Here is a 20,863-nt window from a genome sequence, read left to right as displayed (position 1 = left end):
CAGAAACACCCATGCCCGAGATCGCCCTGCAGGTCCTGCTGCTGCTGTTCCTTGCCGGCCTGCTGGCCGGATTCATCGATTCCATCGCCGGTGGCGGCGGCATGATCACCATACCGGCGATGCTGCTGGCCGGCATTCCGCCGTTGCAGACGCTGGGCACCAACAAGCTGCAATCGCTGTTCGGATCCGCGTCGGCCAGCTGGAGCTACGCACGCCACGGCCACGTCGACCTGCGCATGCAATGGCCGATGGCGCTGATGGCGGCGTTGGGCGCGGTGGGCGGCGCGTTGCTGGCGACGGTGGTGCCGGGGGACTGGCTGAAGATGGCGCTGCCGTTCCTGCTGATCGCCATCGCGGTGTATTTCGGCCTCAAGCCCAACATCGGCGACGTGGACAAGCATCGCCGCATGGGCGTGACCGCATTCGGTTTCGGCTTCGTGCCGGTGGTGGGTTTCTATGACGGCGTGTTCGGCCCGGGCACCGGCTCGTTCCTGATGCTGGGCTTCGTCAGCCTGGCCGGCTACGGCATCCTCAAGGCCACCGCGCACACCAAGTTCCTCAACTTCGGCTCCAACGTCGGCGGCTTCGCGGTGTTCCTCGCCACCGGCGCGGTGCTGTGGAAGGTCGGCCTGGCGATGGGCGCCGGGCAGTTCATCGGCGCGCAATTGGGTTCGCGTTTCGCGATGAGGCAGGGCGCGAAAATCATCAAGCCGCTGCTGGTGACCGTGTCCATCGCGCTGGCGGTCCGCCTGCTGGCGGATCCGGCGCATCCGCTGCGCCAGTGGCTGGGCCTGTGACGGAACCTGCCACCACGCGCCCGGCGATGGCCGGACGCGTGGCGGGATCCGCCGATCCTCAGCGGCTGCTCCTCAGCGGCTGACCATCGCCATGCCGGCGGCGGTGTAGCGATCGCCGGCCACCGCTTCCAGCGGGAACGCGGCTTCGATGCCGGCCAGTTCCTCCGGTGCCAGCACCACGTCCAGCGCGTCCAGGTTCTCCTCCAGATAGCGCAGGCGCTTGGTGCCGGGAATCGGCACCAGGTCATCGCCCTGCGCCAGCACCCAGGCCAGCGCGAGCTGGCCGGCGGTCACGCCCTTGTCCGCGGCCAGCGCGCGCACCCGGTCCACCAGCGCCAGGTTGCGGGCGAAGTTCTCGCCCTGGAAGCGCGGCGAATGACGGCGGTAGTCGTCGGCGTCGAAATCCTCCAGCGAACGGATCGCGCCGGTCAGGAAGCCGCGTCCCAGCGGCGAATAGGGCACGAAGCCGATGCCCAGTTCGCGCACCGTATCCAGCACGTGGTTGCTCTCGGGCTCGCGCGACCACAGTGAGTACTCGGTCTGCACCGCGGTGATCGGATGCACCGCGTGGGCGCGGCGGATGGTGTCGGGCGCGGCTTCGGACAGGCCGAGGAAACGCACCTTGCCCTGTTCGACCAGGCGCGACATCGCGCCCACGGTGTCCTCGATCGGCACCTGCGGATCGACCCGGTGCTGGTAGTACAGATCGATGTGATCCACGCCGAGCCGCTCGAGGCTGCCCTCGCAGGCGGCCTGCACGTATTCGGGTCGGCCGTCGACGCCACGCGCGTGCGGGTCGGCCGGGTCCATGCGGATGCCGAACTTGGTGGCCAGGAACACCTGATCGCGACGATCGGCGATGGCCTTGCCGACCAGCACTTCGTTGGTGTGCGGGCCGTACATGTCGGCGGTGTCCAGCAGGGTCAGGCCACGCTCCAGCGCGCGGTGGATCACGGCGATGGATTCGCCTTCTTCGCCACGGCCGCCGTAGAAGGCGCTCATGCCCATGCAGCCCAGGCCCAGGGCGGAGACGGTCGGGCCATTGCGGCCCAGCATGCGGGTTTTCATCGGGAACTCCTTGCGGATGGGGGAGGCACGCCGGCACGGCGATGCCGGGCCGACGCGACCCGGGCACGATAGAACTGGCGATTGCGTCGATAAAGACGCAATATCCGAATCCTGTTTGAAGCAAGACTTCACAATGGCGTCCCATCCGTTGCCGGCCGTACTCGCCTTCGCGCGGGTGGCCCACCACGCCAGCTTCACCCGCGCCGCGCTGGAGCTGGAGGTCAGTCCCTCGGCGCTGTCGCAGACGGTGCGCGCGCTGGAACGCCAGCTCGGCGTGCGCCTGTTCAACCGGACCACCCGCCGGGTCGCGCTGACCGAACACGGCCAGCGCTTCCTGCAGCAGGTCGCGCCGGGCCTGCGCCAGATCGACGAGGCCTTCCGCGACATGGACTTCCTGCGTGACCGGCCGGCCGGTCATCTGCGCATCAACCTGCCCGGGGTGGTGGCCGAGCGCATGATCGCGCCGCACCTGCCCGGCTTCATGGCGCGCTGGCCCGAGGTGGAGGTGGAACTGTTCGTCGATCCGGCGCTGGCGGATCTGGTCGGTGGCGGCTTCGACGCCGGCATCCGCCTGGGCGAATCGCTGGCCCGGGAAATGATCGCGCTGCCGATCGGGCCGATGCAGCGGCAGGCGATCGTCGCCACCCCCGACTACTTCCGCCGCCATCCCGCGCCCGCCGAACCGGCGGACCTGGTGCACCACGCCTGCGTGCGCTACCGGCGCAGCAACGGCCGCATCATGGCGTGGGAGTTCACCCGCGAGGGTTGCGATTTCGAGGTGGAGGTGGGTGGCCGGTTGATCGTCAACGACAGTGATCTCGGCCTGGTGCTGGTGCGGCAGGGCCTGGGCATGGCGCAGGTGTTCGAGTCCCAGGTCGAAGCGGAACTGCGCAGCGGGGCGCTGGTACGGGTGCTGGAAGCCTGGCAGGCGCCGTTCGCCGGTTTCCACATCTACTACCCGGCGCGCGAACACCTGCCGCCCAAGTTGCGGGTGTTCATCGACTACCTGCGCGAAGTGCTGCCGCCGCCCTGAGCGCCGTTCCGGTTTCCGCGCGCGTCAGCGGAACACCACCGTGCGATGCCCGTTGAGCAGGATGCGGTGCTCCACGTGCCGGCGCACCGCGCGCGCCAGCACCAGCGATTCGGTGTCGCTGCCCAGCCGGACCAGATCGCGCGGCGTCATCGCGTGATCCACCCGCGCGATGTCCTGCTCGATGATCGGTCCTTCATCGAGATCGCGGGTCACGTAGTGCGCGGTGGCGCCGATGATCTTGACCCCGCGCCGGTGCGCCTGGTGGTACGGATGCGCGCCCTTGAAGCTGGGCAGGAAGCTGTGGTGGATGTTGATCGCGCGCCCGGACAGCGCGTCGCACAGCTCCGGCGACAGGATCTGCATGTAGCGCGCCAGCACCACCAGATCCACCTGCCCGGATTCGACCAGATCCAGGATCCGCCGCTCCTGCGCGGGACGATTGCCCGCGTCCACCGGCAGATGGTGGAACGGCACGCCATAGGAGGCGGCGAGCGGGCCGAAGTCCGCGTGGTTGGACGCCACCGCCGCGATCTCCACCGGCAACTGCCGGCTGTGCGCGCGGAACAGCAGATCGTTGAGGCAATGTCCCTGCTTGCTGACCAGTACCAGCAGGCGCGCCTTGCGGCGCGCATCGTGGATTCGCCATTCCATGCCGAACGCTTCGGCCAGCGTCTCGAAGCGCGCTTCCAGCGCCGGCAGGGTCGCCGCGGACGGCACGTCGAAATGCACGCGCAGGAAGAAGCGCCCGGATTCCTCGTCGCCGAACTGCTGCGCGTCGATGATGTTGCAGTCCGACTCGAACAGCAGCCCGGTGACCCGGTAGACGATGCCGGTGCGATCGGGACAGGACAGGGTCAGGATGTGATCGTGGCGCATGGAGCCGGGGCACGGGTGGGCGGGCCAGTGTAGGCCGCGCGCGGTGTCGCCGCACCGCGCGGACCCGGCGCGGTCCGCCTCAGTCCGCCGCCATGCCCTGGCCCAGCTTGCGCAGCAGTCCCGCCAGTGTCGCCCGTTCGCCGGCGTCCAGTCCGGCCACGGCCAGGCGCGCCTGTTCGAAACGCAGCGCGATGGCGCGCTCCGCCAGCTTGACGCCCTTGGCGGTCAGCACCGCGAACAGGGAACGGCCGTCGCGCGGATCCGCCTCGCGCCGAAGCAGGCCGCGCCGCTGCAGGCGGTTGAGGCAGGCGGTCATCGCGCCGGAGGTCAGCAGCACCGAACGGCGAAGGTCGGTCGGCGACAGCCGGTAGGGCGCGCCGGAGCGGCGCAGCGTCGCCAGCAGGTCCAGTTCCGTGTAGCTCAGTTCCAGCGCCTTCAGGCATTCGTCGGCCTGTGCCTCCAGCAGGCGGCCCAGATGCAGGACGCGGCCCGCCACCGCCATCGCGGACGCATCCAGATCGGGCCGTTCGCGGCGCCAGTCCGCCAGCAGCTGGTCGATCAGGTCGGGAGCGGGGGAGGGCGGGGAATCGGTCGGTGGGGTCGTCATGAAAAATATCTTGACATAAAGATATCTGTGGAGCGAGGCTACGCCCACCCCATCGTCGGGAATCCGCCCATGAAGCGCAGGCTCTGGTTGTCGGCTGTCGTGATGATGCTTGGTTCCATCGCTTCCGGCGCCTTCGCGCAGGCGCGCCGCGCCGGCGACATCGTGGTCACCGCGGCGACGGTCCGCGCCGCGGATGGTACGACGGTGCCCTACGAAATCGGCACGCTGTACGTGCCGGAAAACCGCCGTGCCACCGGCAGCCGCCTGATCGGGGTGGGCTTCGCCCGCATCCGCGCACGCGTGCCCACCGGTGCGCCGCCCGTCTTCTGGCTACCCGGTGGCCCGGGCCTGGCGGTGCTGGAGGCATTCGACGGCGATACCGAGACCGCGCGCAATCGGCTCGGATCCTGGCTGACCTATCGGGACACCGCGGATCTGGTCATCATCGAACAGCGCGGTTACAGCGAGCGCGGTGAAAAACTGACCGCGATGTCGCCGGCGTGGCCGCGCGACCGCGAATACACCGCGCGGGATGACATCGACGACGCGCTTCGTCGCGCCGCCTCGGCCATCGCCGCGCATCCGGACAAGGATCTGGCGGGCTACACCATCGACGCCTGCGCCGACGACGTCGACGATCTGCGTCGCGCGCTGGGCTACCCGCGCATCAGCCTGTTCGGCGGCAGCTTTGGATCGCAATGGAGCTTCGCGGTGATGCGCTCGCATCCGGACATCGTCGCGCGCGCCGTGCTGTCGTCGGTGGAGCCGCTGGATTTCGGCTACGACATGCCATCGCCGCTGCTGGCGACGATGCAGCGCATCGCCTTCGATGCCGATCGGGATCCCGGCCTGGCGCCGTATCTGCCGACGGGCGGACTGATGGCCGCCATCGACGCGCTGCGCGAACGCTTCGCGCGGCAGCCGATCACGGTCGATCCGCAGGATGGCGGTGGACCGGTGGTGATCGGGTTGGCCGACCTGCAGGCTTCGCTGCTGGCCGAGGCCAGCGTGCCGCACACCTGGCCCGCGTTCGTGCTGTCGCTGTACCACGGCCGCTACACGGACTGGGCCCGCGAAGTGGCCAAGGGCCGGCAGGCGCAGGAATACAAGCTGATTGGACCGCTGATCGACACCAGCCTGGGCATCACGCCGTCTCACGAGTTCCGTCTGCGCCACGATCCGGCCAGCGCCTATCTCGGCGAGGGCGGCTTCGCGCCCTATCTGGCGGCCGCGTCGACATGGCCGACACCGGATCTGGGCGACGACTACCGCCAGCTGCGGCCGATCGATACGCCGGTGCTGCTGGTGCACGGCGACTGGGATACCTCCACGCCCATCGACAACGCGCTGGCGCAACTGCCCTACCTGCGCAATGGCCACGCCATCGTGATCCATCGCGGTGGTCACGACGGCACGTTCTATCAGCTGCGCAACGAGCCGGCGGCCCGGGAAGCGGTCCACCGTTTCCTGCGCACGGGAGAGCTTCGCGATCTGCCGACGGAAGTGACCCTGTCTTCCCCGACCTTCACCGTGCCGGCTTTTGCCGCGCCCGCCAAGGTGGCGGGCCGTATCCCGCGAGGAAGGCCGCTTGACGCAGCGGTCGCATCGCCGTAACGTGCCCGGGCCAGGGTTTCCATCTCTTCATGCGAATGAAGAGATGGAATTAATAGGGAAGCCGGTGCGGGCCGAAAAGCCCCATTCCGGCGCTGCCCCGCAGCGGTATTTGGAAACGACCCCCGTCATCGGCACTGGCCCCCAAGGGCCGGGAAGCGGCGGACAGTAGGCCGGCCCCGATCCCCGGATCGGGCCGACGTCCATGAGCCCGAAGACCTGCCTTGGCCGGAAGACCCGAAGTCTTCCGCATGACCTGGAACTTCCGAGGGGAGGTGCCCGGAACTGCCGCGGACGCGTCGCGTCCGCGCGCAAGTCCGTGCGCCTCCCTTCGCCGTTCCGGTTCGCCCGAGGGGGCGAAGGTCGCTGGCGTTGTCCGCCATCGCCATCGGCGATGAAGGCGGCGCGGTCCTTCGTTCCTCATCCGACCACGAATGAGGACATGCATCATGACGACTGTTGGCAATCTCGGTTTCCCGCGCATCGGCGTGCGCCGGGAACTCAAGCGGGCACTGGAAGCCCATTGGCGCGGCGACGCCACCGGCGAAGAACTGCACGCCGCCGCGCGCCGGCTTCGCCTCCGCCATTGGCACATGCAGGTAGACGCGGGCGTCGATGTCGTGCCGTGCAACGACTTTTCGCTGTACGACCACGTGCTCGACACCGCCTTCCTGTTCGACGCCATCCCCGAACCCTATCGCGCGCTGGCGGACGTGGATCCGCTGGCGGCCTATTTCGCCCTCGCGCGGGGGCGGCAACAGGACGGCGTGGACCTGCGCGCGCTGGAAATGACCAAGTGGTTCGACACCAACTACCACTACCTGGTGCCGGAACTGCATCGCGAGCAAACGTTCCGCCTGCGTGGCGACAAGCCGTTGAGCGAGTTCAACGAGGCCCATGCGGCCGGTTTCAATGCGCGGCCGGTGCTGCTGGGACCGGTGAGCTTCCTGCGCCTGTCCAAGGCAAGCGATGGCGGCGATCCGCTGGCGCTGCTCGAACGCCTGCTGCCACCCTACGCGGAACTGCTGTCGCGGCTGGCCGCCGCCGGCGCCGAATGGGTGCAGATCGATGAGCCTTGCCTGGTGCTGGACGCCGACCCGGCGTTGCAACAGGCCTACCGGCACGCCTACACCGCCCTGGCGCAAGCGACGCGCCCGAAGCTGCTGCTGACCACCTATTTCGGCGACCTGGGCGCGAACCTGCCGCTGGTGGCGGCCCTGCCGGTCGATGGCCTGCATGTGGACCTGATGCGCGGGCTGGACCAACTCGACGCCGTGCTGAAAGCCATGCCGGAGGGGCGGACGCTGTCGCTCGGGCTGATCGACGGCCGCAACATCTGGCGCGCCAACCTCGACAACGCGTTGGTGCTCGCGCGCTACGCGCAGGGCCATGTCGGTGCCGACCGGCTGTGGCTGGCGCCTTCCTGCTCCCTGCTGCACGTGCCGGTGGACGCGGAAGGCGAAACCGGGCTGGATGCCGAACTGCGTGGCTGGCTGGCGTTCGCGCGGCAGAAGCTGGAGGAACTGCGCCTGCTGGCGACCGCCCTGGACGATGCGCCCGCGGCCGGGCCGGCGCTGGCCATCGCCCGCGAGCGCCACGAAAGCCGTCGCCGTTCCGCGCGCGTGCACCGGAAAGAGGTGGCCGAGCGCCTGGCCGCGCTGACGCCCGCGGCCGCCCATCGTTCCTCGCCCTATCCCACGCGCCGCGCGCGCCAGCAGGCCGGCCTGCGCCTGCCACCCTATCCGACCACGACCATCGGTTCCTTTCCGCAGACGCCGGAAGTACGCCAGGCCCGTGCGCTCAACCGCGCCGGGAAACTGCCCGATGCGGAATACGACGCCTTCCTGGCGACCGAGATCGCGCGCTGCGTGCGCGTGCAGGAGGAACTCGGCATCGACGTGCTGGTGCACGGCGAGTTCGAGCGCAACGACATGGTCGAGTACTTCGGCGAGCAGCTCGACGGATTCGCCTTCACCCGCAACGGCTGGGTCCAGAGCTACGGCTCCCGCTGCGTGAAGCCGCCGATCATCTTCGGCGATGTGGTGCGGCCGGCGCCGATGACGGTGCGCTGGTCGCGGCACGCGCAATCACTCACATCCCGGCCGATGAAGGGCATGCTGACCGGACCGGTGACGGTGCTGCAGTGGTCCTTCGTCCGCGACGATCAGCCGCGCGCGCGGACCTGCCGGCAGATCGCGCTGGCGTTGCGCGACGAGGTCCGCGACCTGGAAGCCGCCGGCATCGGCGTAATCCAGATCGACGAACCAGCCTTGCGCGAAGGCCTGCCGCTGCGCAGGGCCGAATGGTCACGCTACCTCGATTGGGCGGTGGAATGTTTCCGCATCACCGCCGCGGTGGCGACCGACGAAACCCAGATCCACACCCACATGTGCTACTCCGAGTTCAACGACATCATCGAAGCCGTGGCGGCGATGGACGCCGACGTGATCTCCATCGAAACCTCGCGCTCGCGGATGGAACTGCTGGACGCATTCGTGAAGTTCCGCTACCCGAACCAGATCGGGCCGGGCGTGTACGACATCCATTCGCCGCGGGTTCCGGACAGCGGCGAGATGCACGCCCTGCTGGACAAGGCGCGGGAGGTACTGGCACCGGAGCAGATCTGGGTCAATCCGGACTGCGGGCTGAAGACGCGTGGCTGGCCGGAGACCCGCGCGGCGCTGGAGGCGATGGTGGAGGCGGCGAAGAGGATGCGGGCCGCGGCGTGATGCGGCCGGGCCGTGGCGCGCGCAGCCTCGTGCGCGCCACGGCATCCGCGGTCAGCGGAGGGGGACGGACCTCAGCCCTGCACGACCGGTGGCGGCAGCGGCGGAGCCTGGGTGGGCCGGCCCAGCGGATCCAGCGCGATCATCACGAAGTGGCCGCGCGTGCACAGCTTGCGCTCGCCGCTCAGCAGATCCTCGGTGATGACTTCGACATCGACGTTCATCGAACTGCGCCCGACCTTGACGATGCGGGCGATGACCTCGACCAGATCGCCCTTGTGGATCGGCTGGTTGAAATCGACCTGTTCCGACCTTGCGGTGACCACGGTGGTGCGCGCGTAGCGCGAGGCGGCGATGAAGGCGGACATGTCCATCCACGCCAGCGCCTGGCCGCCGAACAGCGTGCCCAAGTGGTTGGTGTGGTCCGGGAAGACCATGTGCAGCAGGCGCGCCTCGGTCGGGCGCAGGTCGGACAGGGGATGTTCGGACATGGGGTTGCTCCGTGGTGCCAGTGCCTCCCGGCTGCATCCTAGCGCAGGAAACGGATTCCGGAATGAATCCCTGCGGGAGCGACGTCAGTCGCGAAAGCTCCTGATCCGGCCGAAGCGCATCGCGACTGACGTCGCTCCCACAAGGTGGTTTACAGGAAACGGTCAGAACGCGTGGTCGAAGCCGACTTCGCCCTGCACGCCGACCTGGTAGGCCGAGACGCGGCGTTCGAAGAAGTTGGTCAGCTCCTGCACGTCCTGCAGTTCCATGAACGGCAGCGGGTTGCGCACGTTGTACTTCTTCTCCATGCCCAGCTTGACGAAGTGCTGGTCGGCGCAATGCTGCAGGTACTGGCGCATGTCGCGGGTGGAGATGCCGGCCACGCCGCCGGACAGCACGTCCTCGGCGAACTGCACCTCGCACTCGATGGCCTCGGCCAGCATGTCGTAGACCTGCTGGCGCATGGTGTCGTCGAACAGGTCCGGCTCCTCCTCGCGCACCGTGCGCACCGACTCGAACGCGAACTCCATGTGGCAGCTCTCGTCGCGGAACACCCAGTTGGTGCCCGAGGCCAGCCCCGGCAGCAGGCCGCGCGAGCGGAAGTAGTACACGTAGGCGAACGCGGCGAAGAAGAACAGGCCCTCGATGCAGGCGGCGAAGCAGATCTGGTTGAGCAGGAACTGCCGCCGCTGTTCGCGGGTTTCGATCCGGCGCAGGTCCTGGATCGAGTCGATCCACTTGAAGCAGAACTCGGCCTTCTTGCGGATGGAGGGGATGTTCTCCACCGCCGCGAACGCCTTCACCCGTTCGGCCGGATCCGGCAGATAGTTGTCCAGCAGGGTCAGGTAGAACTGCACGTGCAGCGCTTCCTCGTACAGCTGGCGCGACAGGTACATGCGCGCTTCCGGCGCATTGAGGTGCTGGTAGAGGTTGAGCACCAGGTTGTTGGACACGATCGAATCGCCGGTGGCGAAGAACGCGACCAGCCGGTGGATCAGGTGACGATCGGCCGGGGTCATCTTGTCGTGCAGATCGCTGATGTCGATCTGGAAATTGATCTCCTCCACCGTCCAGGTGTTCTTGATCGCGTCGCGGTACATCTCGTAGAACTGCGGATAGCGCATCGGGCGCAGGGTCAGTTCAAAGCCGGGGTCCAGCAGCATCTGGCGGGGTTGGGAGGACATGTCGCATTTTTCCTGTTTCAGCGCCTTCTCCCGCAAGCGGGGGAAGGCCGGCATGGGGGCAAACGGAGCGGGATGCATCCGTTTGCGGATTTCCGCCCCTTCCCCCGCAAGCGGGGGAAGGCCGGGATGGAGGCAAACGGAGCGGGATGCATCCGTTCGCGAATTTCCGCTCCTTCCCCCGCTGGCGGGGGAAGGTTGGGATGGGGGCGAACGAAGTGGAGGCCTGTCCGTCCGCGAAAAAAACGTGATGAAGCGAAATGGCTCTTCGGTGGGCGTTCCGGCGGTTTGCGTTCAATGGCTTCGGCCTTGCCCCCACCCTGGCCCTCCCCCGCAAGCGGGGGAGGGGACTGTTCAAGGGATTGGCGCATCCGTGCGCCCGGAACCTCCTGTTCCTGTCTTTCCTGCGTGCATCCTGCGCGGGGGGATTTTTTTGCATGCGTGGTCTCTCGACCACCCATGAAACCGACTACTGGCACGCCTCACACGCTTCCGGGTTCTCCAGCGAACACGACACCGCTTCCACCGCCGTATAGGCCGGCTTCGGCGCCTCGCTGCCCACGCTGCTGACCGTGGTTTTGGCGATGCGGGTGGCCGGGCGCGAGCGCAGGTAGTACGTGGTCTTGATGCCCTGCTTCCACGCGTACATGTACATGGACGACAGCGCGCCGATGTTCGGGCTTTCCATGAACAGGTTGAGCGAGGCCGACTGATCGATGTAGGCGCCGCGCTCGGCGGCCATGTCGATCAGCGAGCGCATCGGCAGTTCCCAGGCGGTGCGGTAGATCTGGCGCAGCGGCTCGGGAATCTGCGCGATGCCCTGGATCGAACCCTCGGCCAGTTTGATCGCATCGCGCATCTCCGGCGTCCACAGGCCCAGCTGCTTCAGTTCGGCCACCAGATAGCGGTTGACCTGCAGGAAGTCGCCGGACAGTGTCTCGCGCTTGAACAGGTTGGAGATCTGCGGCTCCACGCATTCGTAGCAGCCGGCGATCGAGGCGATCGTCGCGGTCGGGGCGATGGCGATCAGCAGCGAGTTGCGCAGGCCGTGCTCGCGGATGCGCGCGCGCAGCGCGTCCCAGCGCGCGCCGTCCTGCGGCGCCACGTTCCAGGCGTCGAACTGCAGTTCTCCGGAGGCCGCGCGGGTATCGGCGAAGGACGGATGGCGGCCACGTTCCTCGGCCAGCTCGCACGAGGTTTCCAGCGCGTGAAAGTAGATGGTCTCGGCGATCTTCTGCGACAGCGCACGCGCCTCGGCGCTGTCGAACGCCAACCGCTTGCGGAAGAACACGTCCTGCAGGCCCATGCAGCCCAGGCCGACCGGGCGCCAGCGCAGGTTGCCGCGGCGCGCCGATTCGATCGGGTAGAAGTTCAGATCAATCACCCGATCCAGCTGGCGCACCGCCAGCCGCACGGTTTCGGCCAGGCGTTCGAAATCGAAGTCGCCGTACTCGTCGAAATGGCGGGCGAGGTTGATCGAGCCCAGGTTGCAGACCGCGGTTTCCTCGGCCGAGGTGATCTCCAGGATCTCGGTGCACAGGTTGGACAGGTGGATGACGTTGTTCGCGCGCAGGGTCTGGTTGCTGGCGCGGTTGCACTTGTCCTTGAAGGTCATCCAGCCGTTGCCGGTCTCGGCCAGCGTGCGCATCATCCGCGCATACAGCTTGCGCGCCGGCACCGCCTTGGCGGCCTTGCCCTGGGTCTCGGCCTGCAGGTAGGCCTGCTCGAACGCCTCGCCGTACAGATCGGTCAGCTCCGGCACCACGCGCGGATCGAACAGCGACCATTCCTGGTCGGCCTCCACCCGCTTCATGAACAGATCCGGCACCCAGTTGGCCAGGTTGAGGTTGTGGGTACGGCGCGATTCGTCGCCGGTGTTGTCGCGCAGTTCCAGGAAATCCTCGACGTCGGCGTGCCAGGTTTCCAGGTACACGCAGGCCGCGCCCTTGCGCTTGCCGCCCTGGTTGACCGCCGCGACCGAGGAGTCCAGCGTCTTCAGCCACGGCACGATGCCGTTGGAATGGCCGTTGGTCGACTTGATCAGCGAACCGCGCGAACGCACCCGCGTGTAGCTGACGCCGATGCCGCCGCTGAACTTGGACAGCTGGGCGATATCGCCGTACTTCTGGTAGATCGATTCCAGCGAATCCTGCGGCGAATCCAGCAGGAAGCACGAGGACAGCTGTTCGTGGGTGGTGCCGGAGTTGAACAGGGTCGGCGAGCTGGGCAGGTAGTCCAGGTTGCCCATCCGGCGGTACAGCGCCAGCGCTTCGGACACGTCCTCGCTGAGCGCGCAGGCGATGCGCAGGAAGAACTGCTGCGGGGTCTCGATGACCTTGCGGGTGTGCGGATGGCGCAGCAGGTAGCGGTCGTACAGGGTGCGCAGGCCGAAGTAATCGAAATGCAGATCCAGCGAGGCGTCCAGCGCGTCGTTGAGCTTGCGCGCGTTGGTCTGCACGAAGTTCAGCAGGCGATCGTTGATGAGTCCCACCTCGTGGCCGCGCGTCACCGACTGCGAGAACGCCTGGATTTCCTGCCCGGTCACTTCCTTGGCGATGTAGCTGGCCAGCAGGCGCGCGGCCAGCCGGCTGTATTCGGGTTCCTCGGCGGTCAGCAGCGCGGCGGTGCGGATGGACAGTTCGTCCAGTTCGCGCGTGCTGGCGCCGTCGTACAGGCCGGAGATGGTGCGGGTGGCCACGCGCATCGGATCGATGGCGTGCAGGCCCTCGCAGCTGCGCTGCACCGCGCGGACGATCTTGTTCAGATCCACCGGCTCGCGGCTGCCGTTGCGCTTGGTCACGCTCATCGCGGTGGCGGTGGGCGGCGAGGTCAACAGGAATGCGTCCTTCTGGGACGGGGAGACGTCGGTTTCGGCGACGGCGGTATCGGTCGGGGTCACGGGGCTTCCTCCATGCGTGATGCACGCGGCGACCTGTCCCTCGCAGGCAGCGGAAGGCCGGATGAAGCATCAGGGTGGGGAAGCGGCGTCGCAGGGACCGCGACCGTGGAACGGATGGCCGGCCTGCTTCACCAGCCATCTCCCCCCGGAGATTCCGCGGCCGGCACCGCGCGGTGTGCAACGCGCGGCTGTCGGCAGGTCTTCGGACTCGTGGACGCGGAAGCCTTGCTTCCTCCTAGCCCGTCGCTTCCCAAGGCGAGGCGCCTCAGTGCCAATGACGGGTTCGTTTCCACCTACCGCTGCGGGGCAGCGCCGGCATTCGACCGGCTTCCCTTTTCATCCCCCGGCTTGCGGCCGGAGGAACCGACGGCCACAAGATAGTGGGGGCATATGGGAGCGTCAACACCAAATATGGTGCCGACGCTGTTGTGAAACCCGACACCTTGCAGTGGCGGGCGTTCCACGCGATGACTACTTCACGAAGCGGATCGCCGCCAGCGCTTCGTGCAGGCGCGCCTGCGCGACGGCCCCGTCGAACGGCGGCGTGCGCGGCGGGTCGTAGACCTCCGGACGGGTGCCGACCACCAGCAGGTCGATGGCGTAGCAGCGTTGCTGGCGCACCGCGCGGTAGGCGTCCACGGTCAGGTAGTGGCTCATCGCCGCGTCGCTGGCGCGGAAATGCCGGAACGGCTGGCCATCGATGCGGACTTCGTCGCGCGGCGTGGGCAGCGCCGAATCGGAAACCTCCAGGCAGCGGGCCACGCTGTCCGCGTCATCGCTGACGCCCACGCGAAGCTCCGCCGCCGTCACCTCGTTGGAGCCGTCCAGCACCAGCGCGGCCACCGCCTTGCCGCGGCTGTCGGTCTGGGCGAACGCCTTCCAGTCATCGATAGCCAGATAGCTGCGGCGGAAGTCGCGGCGCAGGGTGAAACCCGGCCATGGCAGGATCGCCACGCCCAGCGCTTCGTCCACGAACTGCGCCTGCAAGGCGATGCGCGAGGCCTGCGCATCGGACACCGGCGGCGGAGCCGGTGCGGTCGCGACCGCTCGCGTGGCGGACGTGGCGTTGGCGGTATCGACGGGATGTTCCGATTGGCAGGCCGACAACAGGCTCAGCAGACAGACCGCACCCAGGCGTTGATTCATCGATCTTCCTTTCTCGTTTGCGTCAGCGCGGGCGAGTCTGGCAAAGCGAGGATGAACGTACCCAAGGCACCGCCGCGAACGGTTCAGGCTCGCGACTTCAGCAATGTGGAGAGCAATTAACGCCGGCCAATCACCCGGCGCGATCAGCGCGAATGCGGATCACGCATCGCGCGGCGTACGCGAATCGTCGCTGTCGGGTTTCGGCGCAACCCATTGCGCGGCCAGGATGCCGGCTTCGTACAGCAGGCACATCGGAATCGCCAGCATCAGCTGGGAGACCACGTCCGGCGGCGTGATCACCGCGGCCAGGATGAAGATGCCGACCACCGCGTAGCCACGCCCCTGGCGCAACTGCTGCGGCGTCACCCAGCCCATCACCGCCATGATCACCAGCGCCACCGGCAGCTCGAAGCTGACCCCGAAGGCCAGGAAGATCACCAGCACGAAATCGAGATACTTGCCCGGATCCGGCGCGATGGTGACGATGTCCGGAGTGAACATCATCAGTGCGTGGAAGACGCCCGGCAGCACCAGGAAGTAGGCGAACGCGCAGCCGGCGTAGAACAGCGTGATCGCCGAGACCAGCAGTGGCAGCGCCAGCCGCTTCTCGTGTTTGTAGAGACCCGGCGCGACGAAACCCCAGGCCTGGTACAGCAGCCACGGCGCGGTCGCGAACAGGGCGGCGAAGAACGCCAGCTTGATCGGCGCGAAGAAGCCGGAGGTCGGATCGTTGGCGATCATCTGCGCGGCCTGGCTTTTCGGCAACTGGCTCAGCATGGGCAGGGCCAGCTGGCTGTACAGCGTCTTCACGAACGGCAGCAGCGCCACCAGCACGATCACCACGCCCAGCAGCGCCCGCATCAACCGCGTGCGCAGCTCCAGCAGGTGGCCCATCAGGCTGCTTTCGGCCTGATCCTCAGGTGCGTCGTGGTTCATCGCTGGCGTCGTGGGGCGTGGTCGCGGCGTCGTCGGCCGGCGGGGCGGGTTCCGGTTCGGCGCCCGGGGCGGGGGCCGGCGTGCTTTCCACCGAGGCGCGCAGGTCCTCGAATTCGCGTTCGGTCTGCGCCGCGCCCTCGCGCACCTTGCGTTCGGTCTCGCGCAGCGCTTCTTCGGTGTCGCGCAGGCTGCGCTTGAGTTCCTCGGCCGCCAGCTCGCGCTCGAATTCGTCCTTCACCGAATGCCATTGCGCGCGCGCGCGGCGTACCCACAGGCCGGCGAAACGCGCCGCCTTGGGCAGCCGTTCCGGGCCCAGGACGACCAGCGCGACGATGGCAATGATCAGCAGTTCGCTGAAGCCGATATCGAACATGGCGGCAGGCCGGCCGCGCGGTCAGTTGGCGTCGCGGTCGCGCTCTTTCGACGCGCTGGATTCGGCGTTGCGGGACTGCGACTGATCGTCAAGCCGTTCGACCGGCTTGTCCTCGTCCTGCTGCATGCCCTTCTTGAAGCCCTTGACCGCTTCGCCCAGATCCTGGCCGACGTTGCGCAAGCGCTTGGTGCCGAAGATCAGCAGAACGACCACCAGAACGATGATCCAATGCCAGATGCTGAAACCGCCCATGGTCTTCTCGTGCGTTGAGTAATGAAATTCAGGCGATCAGCATAGCGCAGGCACGCCCGGAGATCCCGGGCGCGGTGCGATGTTTTCGCTTTTCCTAGGGCGTACTGTTGAGCGGTTCAGTACGGACTTCACCCTCGGCCACCGGCTGGAAACCGGACTGGGCGGGTGGGGTGGTCGGCGCCTGGCCCAGCGGGGCGGTTTCGGCCGCCGGCGCGGTCGAAGCGGCCGCTGCCGGGGCCGCTGCGGTCACGGTCGCGGCCGGTGCGGGCGTCGACTTGCCGGCACGCGCGGCGCGCGCGGCCGCGGTCACTTCCTCCAGCTGATCCCGGAAGCCGACCACGGCGCCGGACGGATGGCCGGCGCGGCCTTCGAAAATGGCGCGCGGCGTGCTGCCGCCACCGTAGACCGCGGTGTTGGCGTCGTCATCGATCTGCAACACGGCGCCATCCAGTGCCACGCCCGCGAACAGGCCGCGGGCGCGCGACCACGACCAGATCTCGGCCTTGAGCTGGCCATCGGTGGCGGCGGCGGCGTTGCGGCCCACCGGACCGGCGGCCACGCCGGCATCGGCGCCCAGGGTGATCTTGCCGTTGACGATGTTGTCCAGGTTGCGGTCGTTGCGGAACACCAGGACGATGTCCGAGGACTGCACGCCGGCCTGGAAGCCGATGCTGCCGCCGGTCAGCTTGACGAACACCGGCTGCGACCAGGTGCCGTCCGGGTTCTTGACCGACATCAGGCCATGGCCGCGGCGGCCGCCGAACACCAGGCCGGCCTTGAGGGTGTCGGGAATGACGACGATGGCGCGCCCTTCGTCCAGCAGCTTGTCGGGGATGCCTTCCTCGGGGATGCGGCGGATTTCGTCCAGCACGCGCACCGCGTTGGTGGCGCGCTCGTCCTCCTTGGGACCGGCGAGGGCCTGGCCGGCGAACAGGGCGGTGGCCAGCAGGGTCGCGGCCGGCAGCATCAGCAGGCGGGAATGGCGGCGTTTCATGGGCGCTCCGAAGGTGGATTTGCAGAAATTTACTGCAACCGCTTGAAAATAGGTAAATGCGAATGAATCGGCGCTGAGGATTCCGGCCTTCGGCCGCCGTCCATCGATTCGATCGAAGAAGGCCATTGATAAGGAGAAGCGGCTCGCAAGAGTGCGCTCTGCCACAATAGGCGGATGCCCGACGCACCCGATACCGCGCTGATCGCGGTCAATCTAGGCACGCCCGAGGCGCCCACGGCTCCCGCCGTCCGGCGCTATCTGGGCGAGTTCCTGCTCGATCCCCGCGTGGTCCAGCTCAGTCGCTGGATCTGGTACCCGCTGCTGTTCGGCCTGATCCTGCCGCTGCGCGGTCCGCGCGCGGCCCACAAGTACGCCCAGATCTGGTTGCCGGAAGGCTCGCCGCTGGCCGTGCATACCCGCCGCCTGGCCGAGGCGATCCAGCAACGCCTGCCGCGTTGGCGGGTGGTCGATGCCATGCGCTACGGCCAGCCGGCCCTGCCGGAGCGGCTGCGCGAGCTGCGCCAGGCCGGGATTCGCCGGCTGATCGTGCTGCCGCTGTACCCGCAGTACTCCAGCACCACCACCGAGTCGGTCAAGGACGTGCTGGCGCGCGAGGCCAAGGGCTTCGACCTGACCGTGATCGATGACTACTCGGTCGATGCCGGCTGGGTGGGCGCGGTTGCCGATTCGATCCGCGACTGGCGCGCGCGCAACGGCGCCGGCGAGCACCTGCTGTTCTCGTTCCACGGCCTGCCGCAGCGCTTGGCGCGCGAGGGCGATCCCTACCCGCAGCGCTGCGAGGCCAGCAGCCGCGCCATTGCCGCCGCGCTGGGGCTGGGCGAGGGCGAATGGACCCTGACCTACCAGTCGCGCTTCGGCAAGGAGCGTTGGCTGGAACCGGCCACCGACGCCACCCTCGACGCGATGGCCGCGCGCGGCCTGCGCAAGGTCGACGTGGTCTGCCCCGGTTTCGCCGTGGACTGCCTGGAGACCCTGGAGGAAGTGGCGATCGGTTTCGTCCAGCGTTTCGCCGAACGCGGCGGCGAGCTGCGCTACATCCCCTGCCTCAACGCGTCGCCGGCGCACGCCGACGCGCTGGCGGCGCTGGCGCGCCAGGTGGCCGGGGAGCCGGCATGAGGCTGGAGGAGTTTTCCGCCGACATCGCGATGGGACGGATCGGCGGCCTGCGTGGCGGCGCGCCCGGCGGCACGCGGGTGCTGGCGCTGCACGGCTGGCTCGACAACGCCGCCAGCTTCGTGCCGCTGGCCGCGCATCTGTCCGGCGTCGAACTGGTCATTCCGGACCTGCCCGGGCATGGCCACAGCGTGCATATCGGTCCGGGTGCCGAGTACACCAGCGGGGTGGCGGTCAACGCGGTCCTGGATCTGGCCGACGCGCTGGGCTGGGACGAGTTCTGCCTGCTCGGCCACTCGATGGGCGCCGGCATCGCCAGCCTGCTGGCCGCTTCCTCGCCACGGCGGGTGCGCCGGCTGCTTGTGATCGAAGCCCTCGGCGGCCTGTCCGAGACCGTGGATCGCACCGCCGCGCGCTGGCAGGAGGCGATCGCCGCCGCGCGCGCGCTGCCGGGCAAGCGCCTGCGCGTGTTCACCGACACGGCCACGCCGATCCGCGCGCGCATGCAGGCCAACCAGTTGAGCGAGGCCAATGCGCGGCTGCTGGTGGAACGCGGCATCCGCGCGGTGGACGGCGGCCATGTCTGGAGCAGCGATCAGCGCTTGACCCTGCCGACCCCGCAGCGCCTGGACGAGGCGCAGATCGCCGCGCTGGTCGCCGACATCCGCTGCCCGACCCGGGTGATCTTCGCCGAGCCGGCGCAGCCCTACTTCCCCGAACCGCTGCGCAGCCAGCGCGCGGCGCTGTTGCCGAACGGCGAGTTGATCGTCATGGCCGGCACCCATCACCTGCACATGGAAGATCCGGCCGGCGTGGCGCGCGCGATCGGCGATTTCTTCACCGCCCCCTGAGCTTGGGGGTAGGAGCGCCGTCCCGGCGCGAGCTTTTCCGGGGCGTGCGGGAAGGAGCTCGCGGCCGGAGGCCGCTCCTACCGGGGGTGTCTCAATGCGCAATCGGTCTGGAGCGGGGTAGGAGCGCCGTCCCGGCGCGAGCTTTTCCGGGGCGTGCGGGAAGGAGCTCGCGGCCGGAGGCCGCTCCTACCGGGGTGTCTCAATGCGCAATCGGTCTGGAGCGGGGTAGGAGCGCCGTCCCGGCGCGAGCTTTCCGAGGTGTGTGGCGAGGAAGCGGACGGCGGAAAAAAAAAGCGGCCCGAAGGCCGCTTTTTTTTTTTTCGGGATCCGCGTCTGCCCGAAACCTTCGGTCACGGGTGCGGCCGGCACGACGGTGATTACTGCGCGGCGGTTTCCGCGTCCATCACCTGCAGGCCGATCGAGACCGGCTCGCCCGCGCCTTCGCCGTTGAACGAGACCGTGGCCTTGCGGCCTTCCTTCTCGTAGGCCAGCAGGCCGTCGTTGGCGCTGCCCTGCATCGCCATGGTCTGCTTCCAGCCTTCCTTTTCCATCGCCGTGCGCGCGTCCGCGTACAGCTTGGCGACCTCGCCCGGCGCCTTCAGCGCGATCAGCTGGGTCTTGTTCACTTCCATCACGCTTTCCACCGCGTAATTGGGCGGCAGGTAGACGTCCTTGGGGAAGGTCGCGGGCAGCTTGGCGTTGTCGCCGCCGCTGATCTTCATTTCCCCCTCTTCGGTCTTGATGGTGACCGTCTCACCGTCCTTGTCGAGATCGACCTTGTGGCCGGTCGCCTTTTCCAGCGCCGCCTCGGCCAGGGTTTCCTCGGCCGATTGCTTGCAGCCCGCCAGGGCCAGCGCCACGCAGCACACCAACAGCATTCCACGCATTCCGCATTTCTCCTTGTCATCGATGATCACCGGAACCGGCATCCACGCCGGCCCGTCACCGGATCGAACGATAGCGGAAACCTCAGCCGGCCAGCAGTGCGCGCAGGCCCGCCTTGAGGCGGCGGCCATGCTCATGGAAGTAGGCGCGCTCGTCGCGCCAGGCCGGGAACCGCGTCTCCACTTCGCGCCAGAACGCGCGCGAATGATTGGCGTGGATCAGATGGCACAGCTCGTGGACCAGGACATACTCGAATGCCGACGGCCGCGCGACGACCAGCGACAGATCCAGCGTCATCGCACCGTCCGGGCTCAGCGAGCCCCACAGCGAGGACATCATCTTCAGCCGGATCGGCGAGGGCGCGCGCGGCAGCGCCGCCAGGTAGCGCGGCAGCCAGCGGTTGATGTCCGCGCGCGCCTCGGTTTCGTAGAACGCGCGCAGGTGCCGGCGCAGTCCGGCGTCGCCCAGCCGGGCCGGCATCTGGATGCGGATGCGTCCGTCTTCGTGCCGGATGGCCGCGTAGCGCCCTTCCTGCCAGTCCACCGGCACATCCTCGCCGCGCAGCGGCAGGGTGGCGGTGGTGAACGGCACCAGCGAGGGTAGTGCCTCGCCGCCGAGCTGGCGCGCCAGCTGCGCCTGCAGCCAGGCGCGGTGTTCGTGCAGGAAACGTTCGCCCGAGACCAGGCTGGCGCGCATCGGCAGGGTCAGCCGCGCGCCGCGTTCGTCCACGCTCAGCTTGAGCCGGCGCGCGCGCGGATCGCGGACCCGCTGCACCTCGATCGTGCGGCCGTCCTCCAGCGCCAGCGGGACGACGTCGCGCTCGACGCTGCGGGGCGTCTTGGCGATCAGGCGTTGCAACCGGAAGGGCATGGACAAAAGCATCGCATGGAATACCCGGCTGCTGGCTGTCCGGGAGTGCGCAGGGGGAGCGATGTTGATTGCCCCCTTTGCAAAAAAGGGGAGGCGGAAGCCCGCGAAGCGGGTGACGGGGGGATTTGGCTTTTG

Annotated in this window: 19 protein-coding genes and 2 riboswitches; of the genes, 6 read left to right on the top strand and 13 right to left on the bottom strand. The window is 68.2% G+C overall.

Annotated elements, in window-relative coordinates:
- Positions 1–11 precede the first annotated feature (11 nt).
- Positions 12–797 carry a TSUP family transporter gene (locus tag ACTJI2_RS15705; protein ID WP_318288066.1) on the top strand — a complete coding sequence of 262 codons (786 nt, stop codon included), beginning with the start codon at positions 12–14 and terminating at the stop codon, positions 795–797.
- Between the two features lie 72 nt (positions 798–869).
- On the opposite strand, the gene ACTJI2_RS15700 is transcribed toward ACTJI2_RS15705, so the two are convergent.
- The gene (locus ACTJI2_RS15700; protein WP_440842666.1) at positions 870–1,865 is read right to left on the bottom strand and encodes an aldo/keto reductase; all 996 of its coding nucleotides are present in this window, start codon (positions 1,863–1,865) and stop codon (positions 870–872) included.
- Between the two features lie 133 nt (positions 1,866–1,998).
- Here ACTJI2_RS15700 and ACTJI2_RS15695 point away from each other — a divergent pair, with 133 nt between their 5' ends.
- A complete protein-coding gene (locus tag ACTJI2_RS15695; RefSeq protein WP_183639776.1) occupies positions 1,999–2,898 on the top strand; it encodes a LysR family transcriptional regulator in 900 nt (299 codons plus the stop codon).
- 24 nt (positions 2,899–2,922) lie between these two features.
- Here the strand turns inward: ACTJI2_RS15695 and purU are convergent, their stop codons facing one another.
- Entirely contained in the window at positions 2,923–3,774 is an 852-nt protein-coding gene (purU, locus tag ACTJI2_RS15690) for a formyltetrahydrofolate deformylase (RefSeq protein WP_183639773.1), read from the bottom strand.
- A 79-nt stretch (positions 3,775–3,853) separates the two neighbouring features.
- Complete coding sequence (locus ACTJI2_RS15685; RefSeq protein WP_318288062.1) at positions 3,854–4,381, bottom strand: MarR family winged helix-turn-helix transcriptional regulator; 528 nt, start codon at positions 4,379–4,381, stop codon at positions 3,854–3,856.
- 69 nt (positions 4,382–4,450) lie between these two features.
- On the opposite strand from ACTJI2_RS15685, the gene ACTJI2_RS15680 reads away from it, so the two are divergent.
- Both ACTJI2_RS15680 and metE read left to right on the top strand, forming a co-directional pair.
- On the top strand, positions 4,451–5,995 hold the full coding sequence (locus ACTJI2_RS15680; RefSeq protein ID WP_318288061.1) for an alpha/beta hydrolase: 1,545 nt from the start codon (positions 4,451–4,453) through the stop codon (positions 5,993–5,995).
- A riboswitch (cobalamin riboswitch) is annotated at positions 5,992–6,233 on the top strand. It overlaps the preceding gene by 4 nt.
- Before the next feature lie 208 nt (positions 6,234–6,441).
- Positions 6,442–8,721 (top strand): 5-methyltetrahydropteroyltriglutamate--homocysteine S-methyltransferase, encoded by a 2,280-nt coding sequence (gene metE, locus ACTJI2_RS15675; RefSeq protein ID WP_440842665.1) that lies wholly within the window; start codon positions 6,442–6,444, stop codon positions 8,719–8,721.
- Between the two features lie 71 nt (positions 8,722–8,792).
- On the opposite strand, the gene ACTJI2_RS15670 is transcribed toward metE, so the two are convergent.
- The 8 genes from ACTJI2_RS15670 to ACTJI2_RS15635 all read right to left on the bottom strand — a co-directional run bounded on the left by ACTJI2_RS15670 (position 8,793) and on the right by ACTJI2_RS15635 (position 16,961).
- Complete coding sequence (locus tag ACTJI2_RS15670) at positions 8,793–9,209, bottom strand: acyl-CoA thioesterase (RefSeq protein ID WP_183639765.1); 417 nt, start codon at positions 9,207–9,209, stop codon at positions 8,793–8,795.
- 162 nt (positions 9,210–9,371) lie between these two features.
- Complete coding sequence (locus ACTJI2_RS15665; protein WP_183639763.1) at positions 9,372–10,391, bottom strand: ribonucleotide-diphosphate reductase subunit beta; 1,020 nt, start codon at positions 10,389–10,391, stop codon at positions 9,372–9,374.
- A gap of 466 nt (positions 10,392–10,857) precedes the next feature.
- Positions 10,858–13,194 carry a ribonucleoside-diphosphate reductase subunit alpha gene (locus ACTJI2_RS15660; RefSeq protein WP_440842712.1) on the bottom strand — a complete coding sequence of 779 codons (2,337 nt, stop codon included), beginning with the start codon at positions 13,192–13,194 and terminating at the stop codon, positions 10,858–10,860.
- 269 nt (positions 13,195–13,463) lie between these two features.
- Positions 13,464–13,670: riboswitch (cobalamin riboswitch) on the bottom strand.
- Positions 13,671–13,758: 88 nt separating this feature from the next.
- On the bottom strand, positions 13,759–14,433 hold the full coding sequence (locus ACTJI2_RS15655) for a hypothetical protein (RefSeq protein WP_192198294.1): 675 nt from the start codon (positions 14,431–14,433) through the stop codon (positions 13,759–13,761).
- A gap of 159 nt (positions 14,434–14,592) precedes the next feature.
- Entirely contained in the window at positions 14,593–15,369 is a 777-nt protein-coding gene (gene tatC, locus ACTJI2_RS15650; protein ID WP_192198295.1) for a twin-arginine translocase subunit TatC, read from the bottom strand.
- Positions 15,350–15,742 carry a Sec-independent protein translocase protein TatB gene (gene tatB, locus ACTJI2_RS15645; protein ID WP_141454996.1) on the bottom strand — a complete coding sequence of 131 codons (393 nt, stop codon included), beginning with the start codon at positions 15,740–15,742 and terminating at the stop codon, positions 15,350–15,352. Before tatB ends, tatC begins: the two co-directional genes overlap by 20 nt.
- 21 nt (positions 15,743–15,763) lie before the next feature.
- The gene (gene tatA / locus ACTJI2_RS15640) at positions 15,764–15,994 is read right to left on the bottom strand and encodes a Sec-independent protein translocase subunit TatA (RefSeq protein WP_141454997.1); all 231 of its coding nucleotides are present in this window, start codon (positions 15,992–15,994) and stop codon (positions 15,764–15,766) included.
- 94 nt (positions 15,995–16,088) lie between these two features.
- Positions 16,089–16,961, bottom strand: coding sequence for a lipid-binding SYLF domain-containing protein (locus tag ACTJI2_RS15635; RefSeq protein WP_183641312.1), 873 nt, complete (start codon positions 16,959–16,961; stop codon positions 16,089–16,091).
- A 201-nt stretch (positions 16,962–17,162) separates the two neighbouring features.
- Here ACTJI2_RS15635 and hemH point away from each other — a divergent pair, with 201 nt between their 5' ends.
- A complete protein-coding gene (hemH, locus tag ACTJI2_RS15630) occupies positions 17,163–18,125 on the top strand; it encodes a ferrochelatase (RefSeq protein ID WP_440842664.1) in 963 nt (320 codons plus the stop codon).
- Positions 18,122–18,973: an alpha/beta fold hydrolase gene (locus ACTJI2_RS15625; RefSeq protein WP_440842663.1), complete on the top strand. Its 852-nt coding sequence runs from the start codon at positions 18,122–18,124 to the stop codon at positions 18,971–18,973. The genes hemH and ACTJI2_RS15625 overlap by 4 nt, the downstream gene beginning before the upstream one ends.
- A 377-nt stretch (positions 18,974–19,350) precedes the next feature.
- Here ACTJI2_RS15625 and ACTJI2_RS15620 read toward each other — a convergent pair whose 3' ends face one another.
- Together ACTJI2_RS15620 and ACTJI2_RS15615 are read right to left on the bottom strand one after the other, a co-directional pair.
- Positions 19,351–19,860, bottom strand: a complete 510-nt coding sequence (locus ACTJI2_RS15620; RefSeq protein ID WP_183639750.1) for a hypothetical protein — start codon at positions 19,858–19,860, stop codon at positions 19,351–19,353.
- A gap of 82 nt (positions 19,861–19,942) precedes the next feature.
- Entirely contained in the window at positions 19,943–20,728 is a 786-nt protein-coding gene (locus ACTJI2_RS15615; RefSeq protein WP_440842662.1) for a M48 family metallopeptidase, read from the bottom strand.
- Positions 20,729–20,863 lie beyond the last annotated feature (135 nt).

Origin of the sequence: Pseudoxanthomonas sp. 22568, assembly GCF_052044485.1 — a bacterium.
Classification (GTDB): Bacteria; Pseudomonadota; Gammaproteobacteria; order Xanthomonadales; family Xanthomonadaceae; genus Pseudoxanthomonas_A; species Pseudoxanthomonas_A beigongshangi.
Note: the sequence above shows the minus strand (reverse complement) of the source record. Positions and strands in the feature narration are given on the sequence as shown.

Excerpts from the sequence above, each read along its gene's own strand:
- ACTJI2_RS15655 (WP_192198294.1), bottom strand. The coding sequence starts at position 14,433 with ATGAATCAACGCCTGGGTGCGGTCTGTCTGCTGAGCCTGTTGTCGGCC.
- ACTJI2_RS15680 (WP_318288061.1), top strand. The coding sequence starts at position 4,451 with ATGAAGCGCAGGCTCTGGTTGTCGGCTGTCGTGATGATGCTTGGTTCC.
- ACTJI2_RS15620 (WP_183639750.1), bottom strand. The coding sequence starts at position 19,860 with ATGCGTGGAATGCTGTTGGTGTGCTGCGTGGCGCTGGCCCTGGCGGGC.
- ACTJI2_RS15625 (WP_440842663.1), top strand. The coding sequence starts at position 18,122 with ATGAGGCTGGAGGAGTTTTCCGCCGACATCGCGATGGGACGGATCGGC.
- hemH (WP_440842664.1), top strand. The coding sequence starts at position 17,163 with ATGCCCGACGCACCCGATACCGCGCTGATCGCGGTCAATCTAGGCACG.
- tatA (WP_141454997.1), bottom strand. The coding sequence starts at position 15,994 with ATGGGCGGTTTCAGCATCTGGCATTGGATCATCGTTCTGGTGGTCGTT.
- tatB (WP_141454996.1), bottom strand. The coding sequence starts at position 15,742 with ATGTTCGATATCGGCTTCAGCGAACTGCTGATCATTGCCATCGTCGCG.
- tatC (WP_192198295.1), bottom strand. The coding sequence starts at position 15,369 with ATGAACCACGACGCACCTGAGGATCAGGCCGAAAGCAGCCTGATGGGC.
- ACTJI2_RS15615 (WP_440842662.1), bottom strand. The coding sequence starts at position 20,728 with ATGCCCTTCCGGTTGCAACGCCTGATCGCCAAGACGCCCCGCAGCGTC.
- ACTJI2_RS15685 (WP_318288062.1), bottom strand. The coding sequence starts at position 4,381 with ATGACGACCCCACCGACCGATTCCCCGCCCTCCCCCGCTCCCGACCTG.
- ACTJI2_RS15635 (WP_183641312.1), bottom strand. The coding sequence starts at position 16,961 with ATGCTGCCGGCCGCGACCCTGCTGGCCACCGCCCTGTTCGCCGGCCAG.
- ACTJI2_RS15665 (WP_183639763.1), bottom strand. The coding sequence starts at position 10,391 with ATGTCCTCCCAACCCCGCCAGATGCTGCTGGACCCCGGCTTTGAACTG.
- metE (WP_440842665.1), top strand. The coding sequence starts at position 6,442 with ATGACGACTGTTGGCAATCTCGGTTTCCCGCGCATCGGCGTGCGCCGG.
- purU (WP_183639773.1), bottom strand. The coding sequence starts at position 3,774 with ATGCGCCACGATCACATCCTGACCCTGTCCTGTCCCGATCGCACCGGC.
- ACTJI2_RS15695 (WP_183639776.1), top strand. The coding sequence starts at position 1,999 with ATGGCGTCCCATCCGTTGCCGGCCGTACTCGCCTTCGCGCGGGTGGCC.
- ACTJI2_RS15670 (WP_183639765.1), bottom strand. The coding sequence starts at position 9,209 with ATGTCCGAACATCCCCTGTCCGACCTGCGCCCGACCGAGGCGCGCCTG.
- ACTJI2_RS15660 (WP_440842712.1), bottom strand. The coding sequence starts at position 13,194 with ATGAGCGTGACCAAGCGCAACGGCAGCCGCGAGCCGGTGGATCTGAAC.
- ACTJI2_RS15705 (WP_318288066.1), top strand. The coding sequence starts at position 12 with ATGCCCGAGATCGCCCTGCAGGTCCTGCTGCTGCTGTTCCTTGCCGGC.
- ACTJI2_RS15700 (WP_440842666.1), bottom strand. The coding sequence starts at position 1,865 with ATGAAAACCCGCATGCTGGGCCGCAATGGCCCGACCGTCTCCGCCCTG.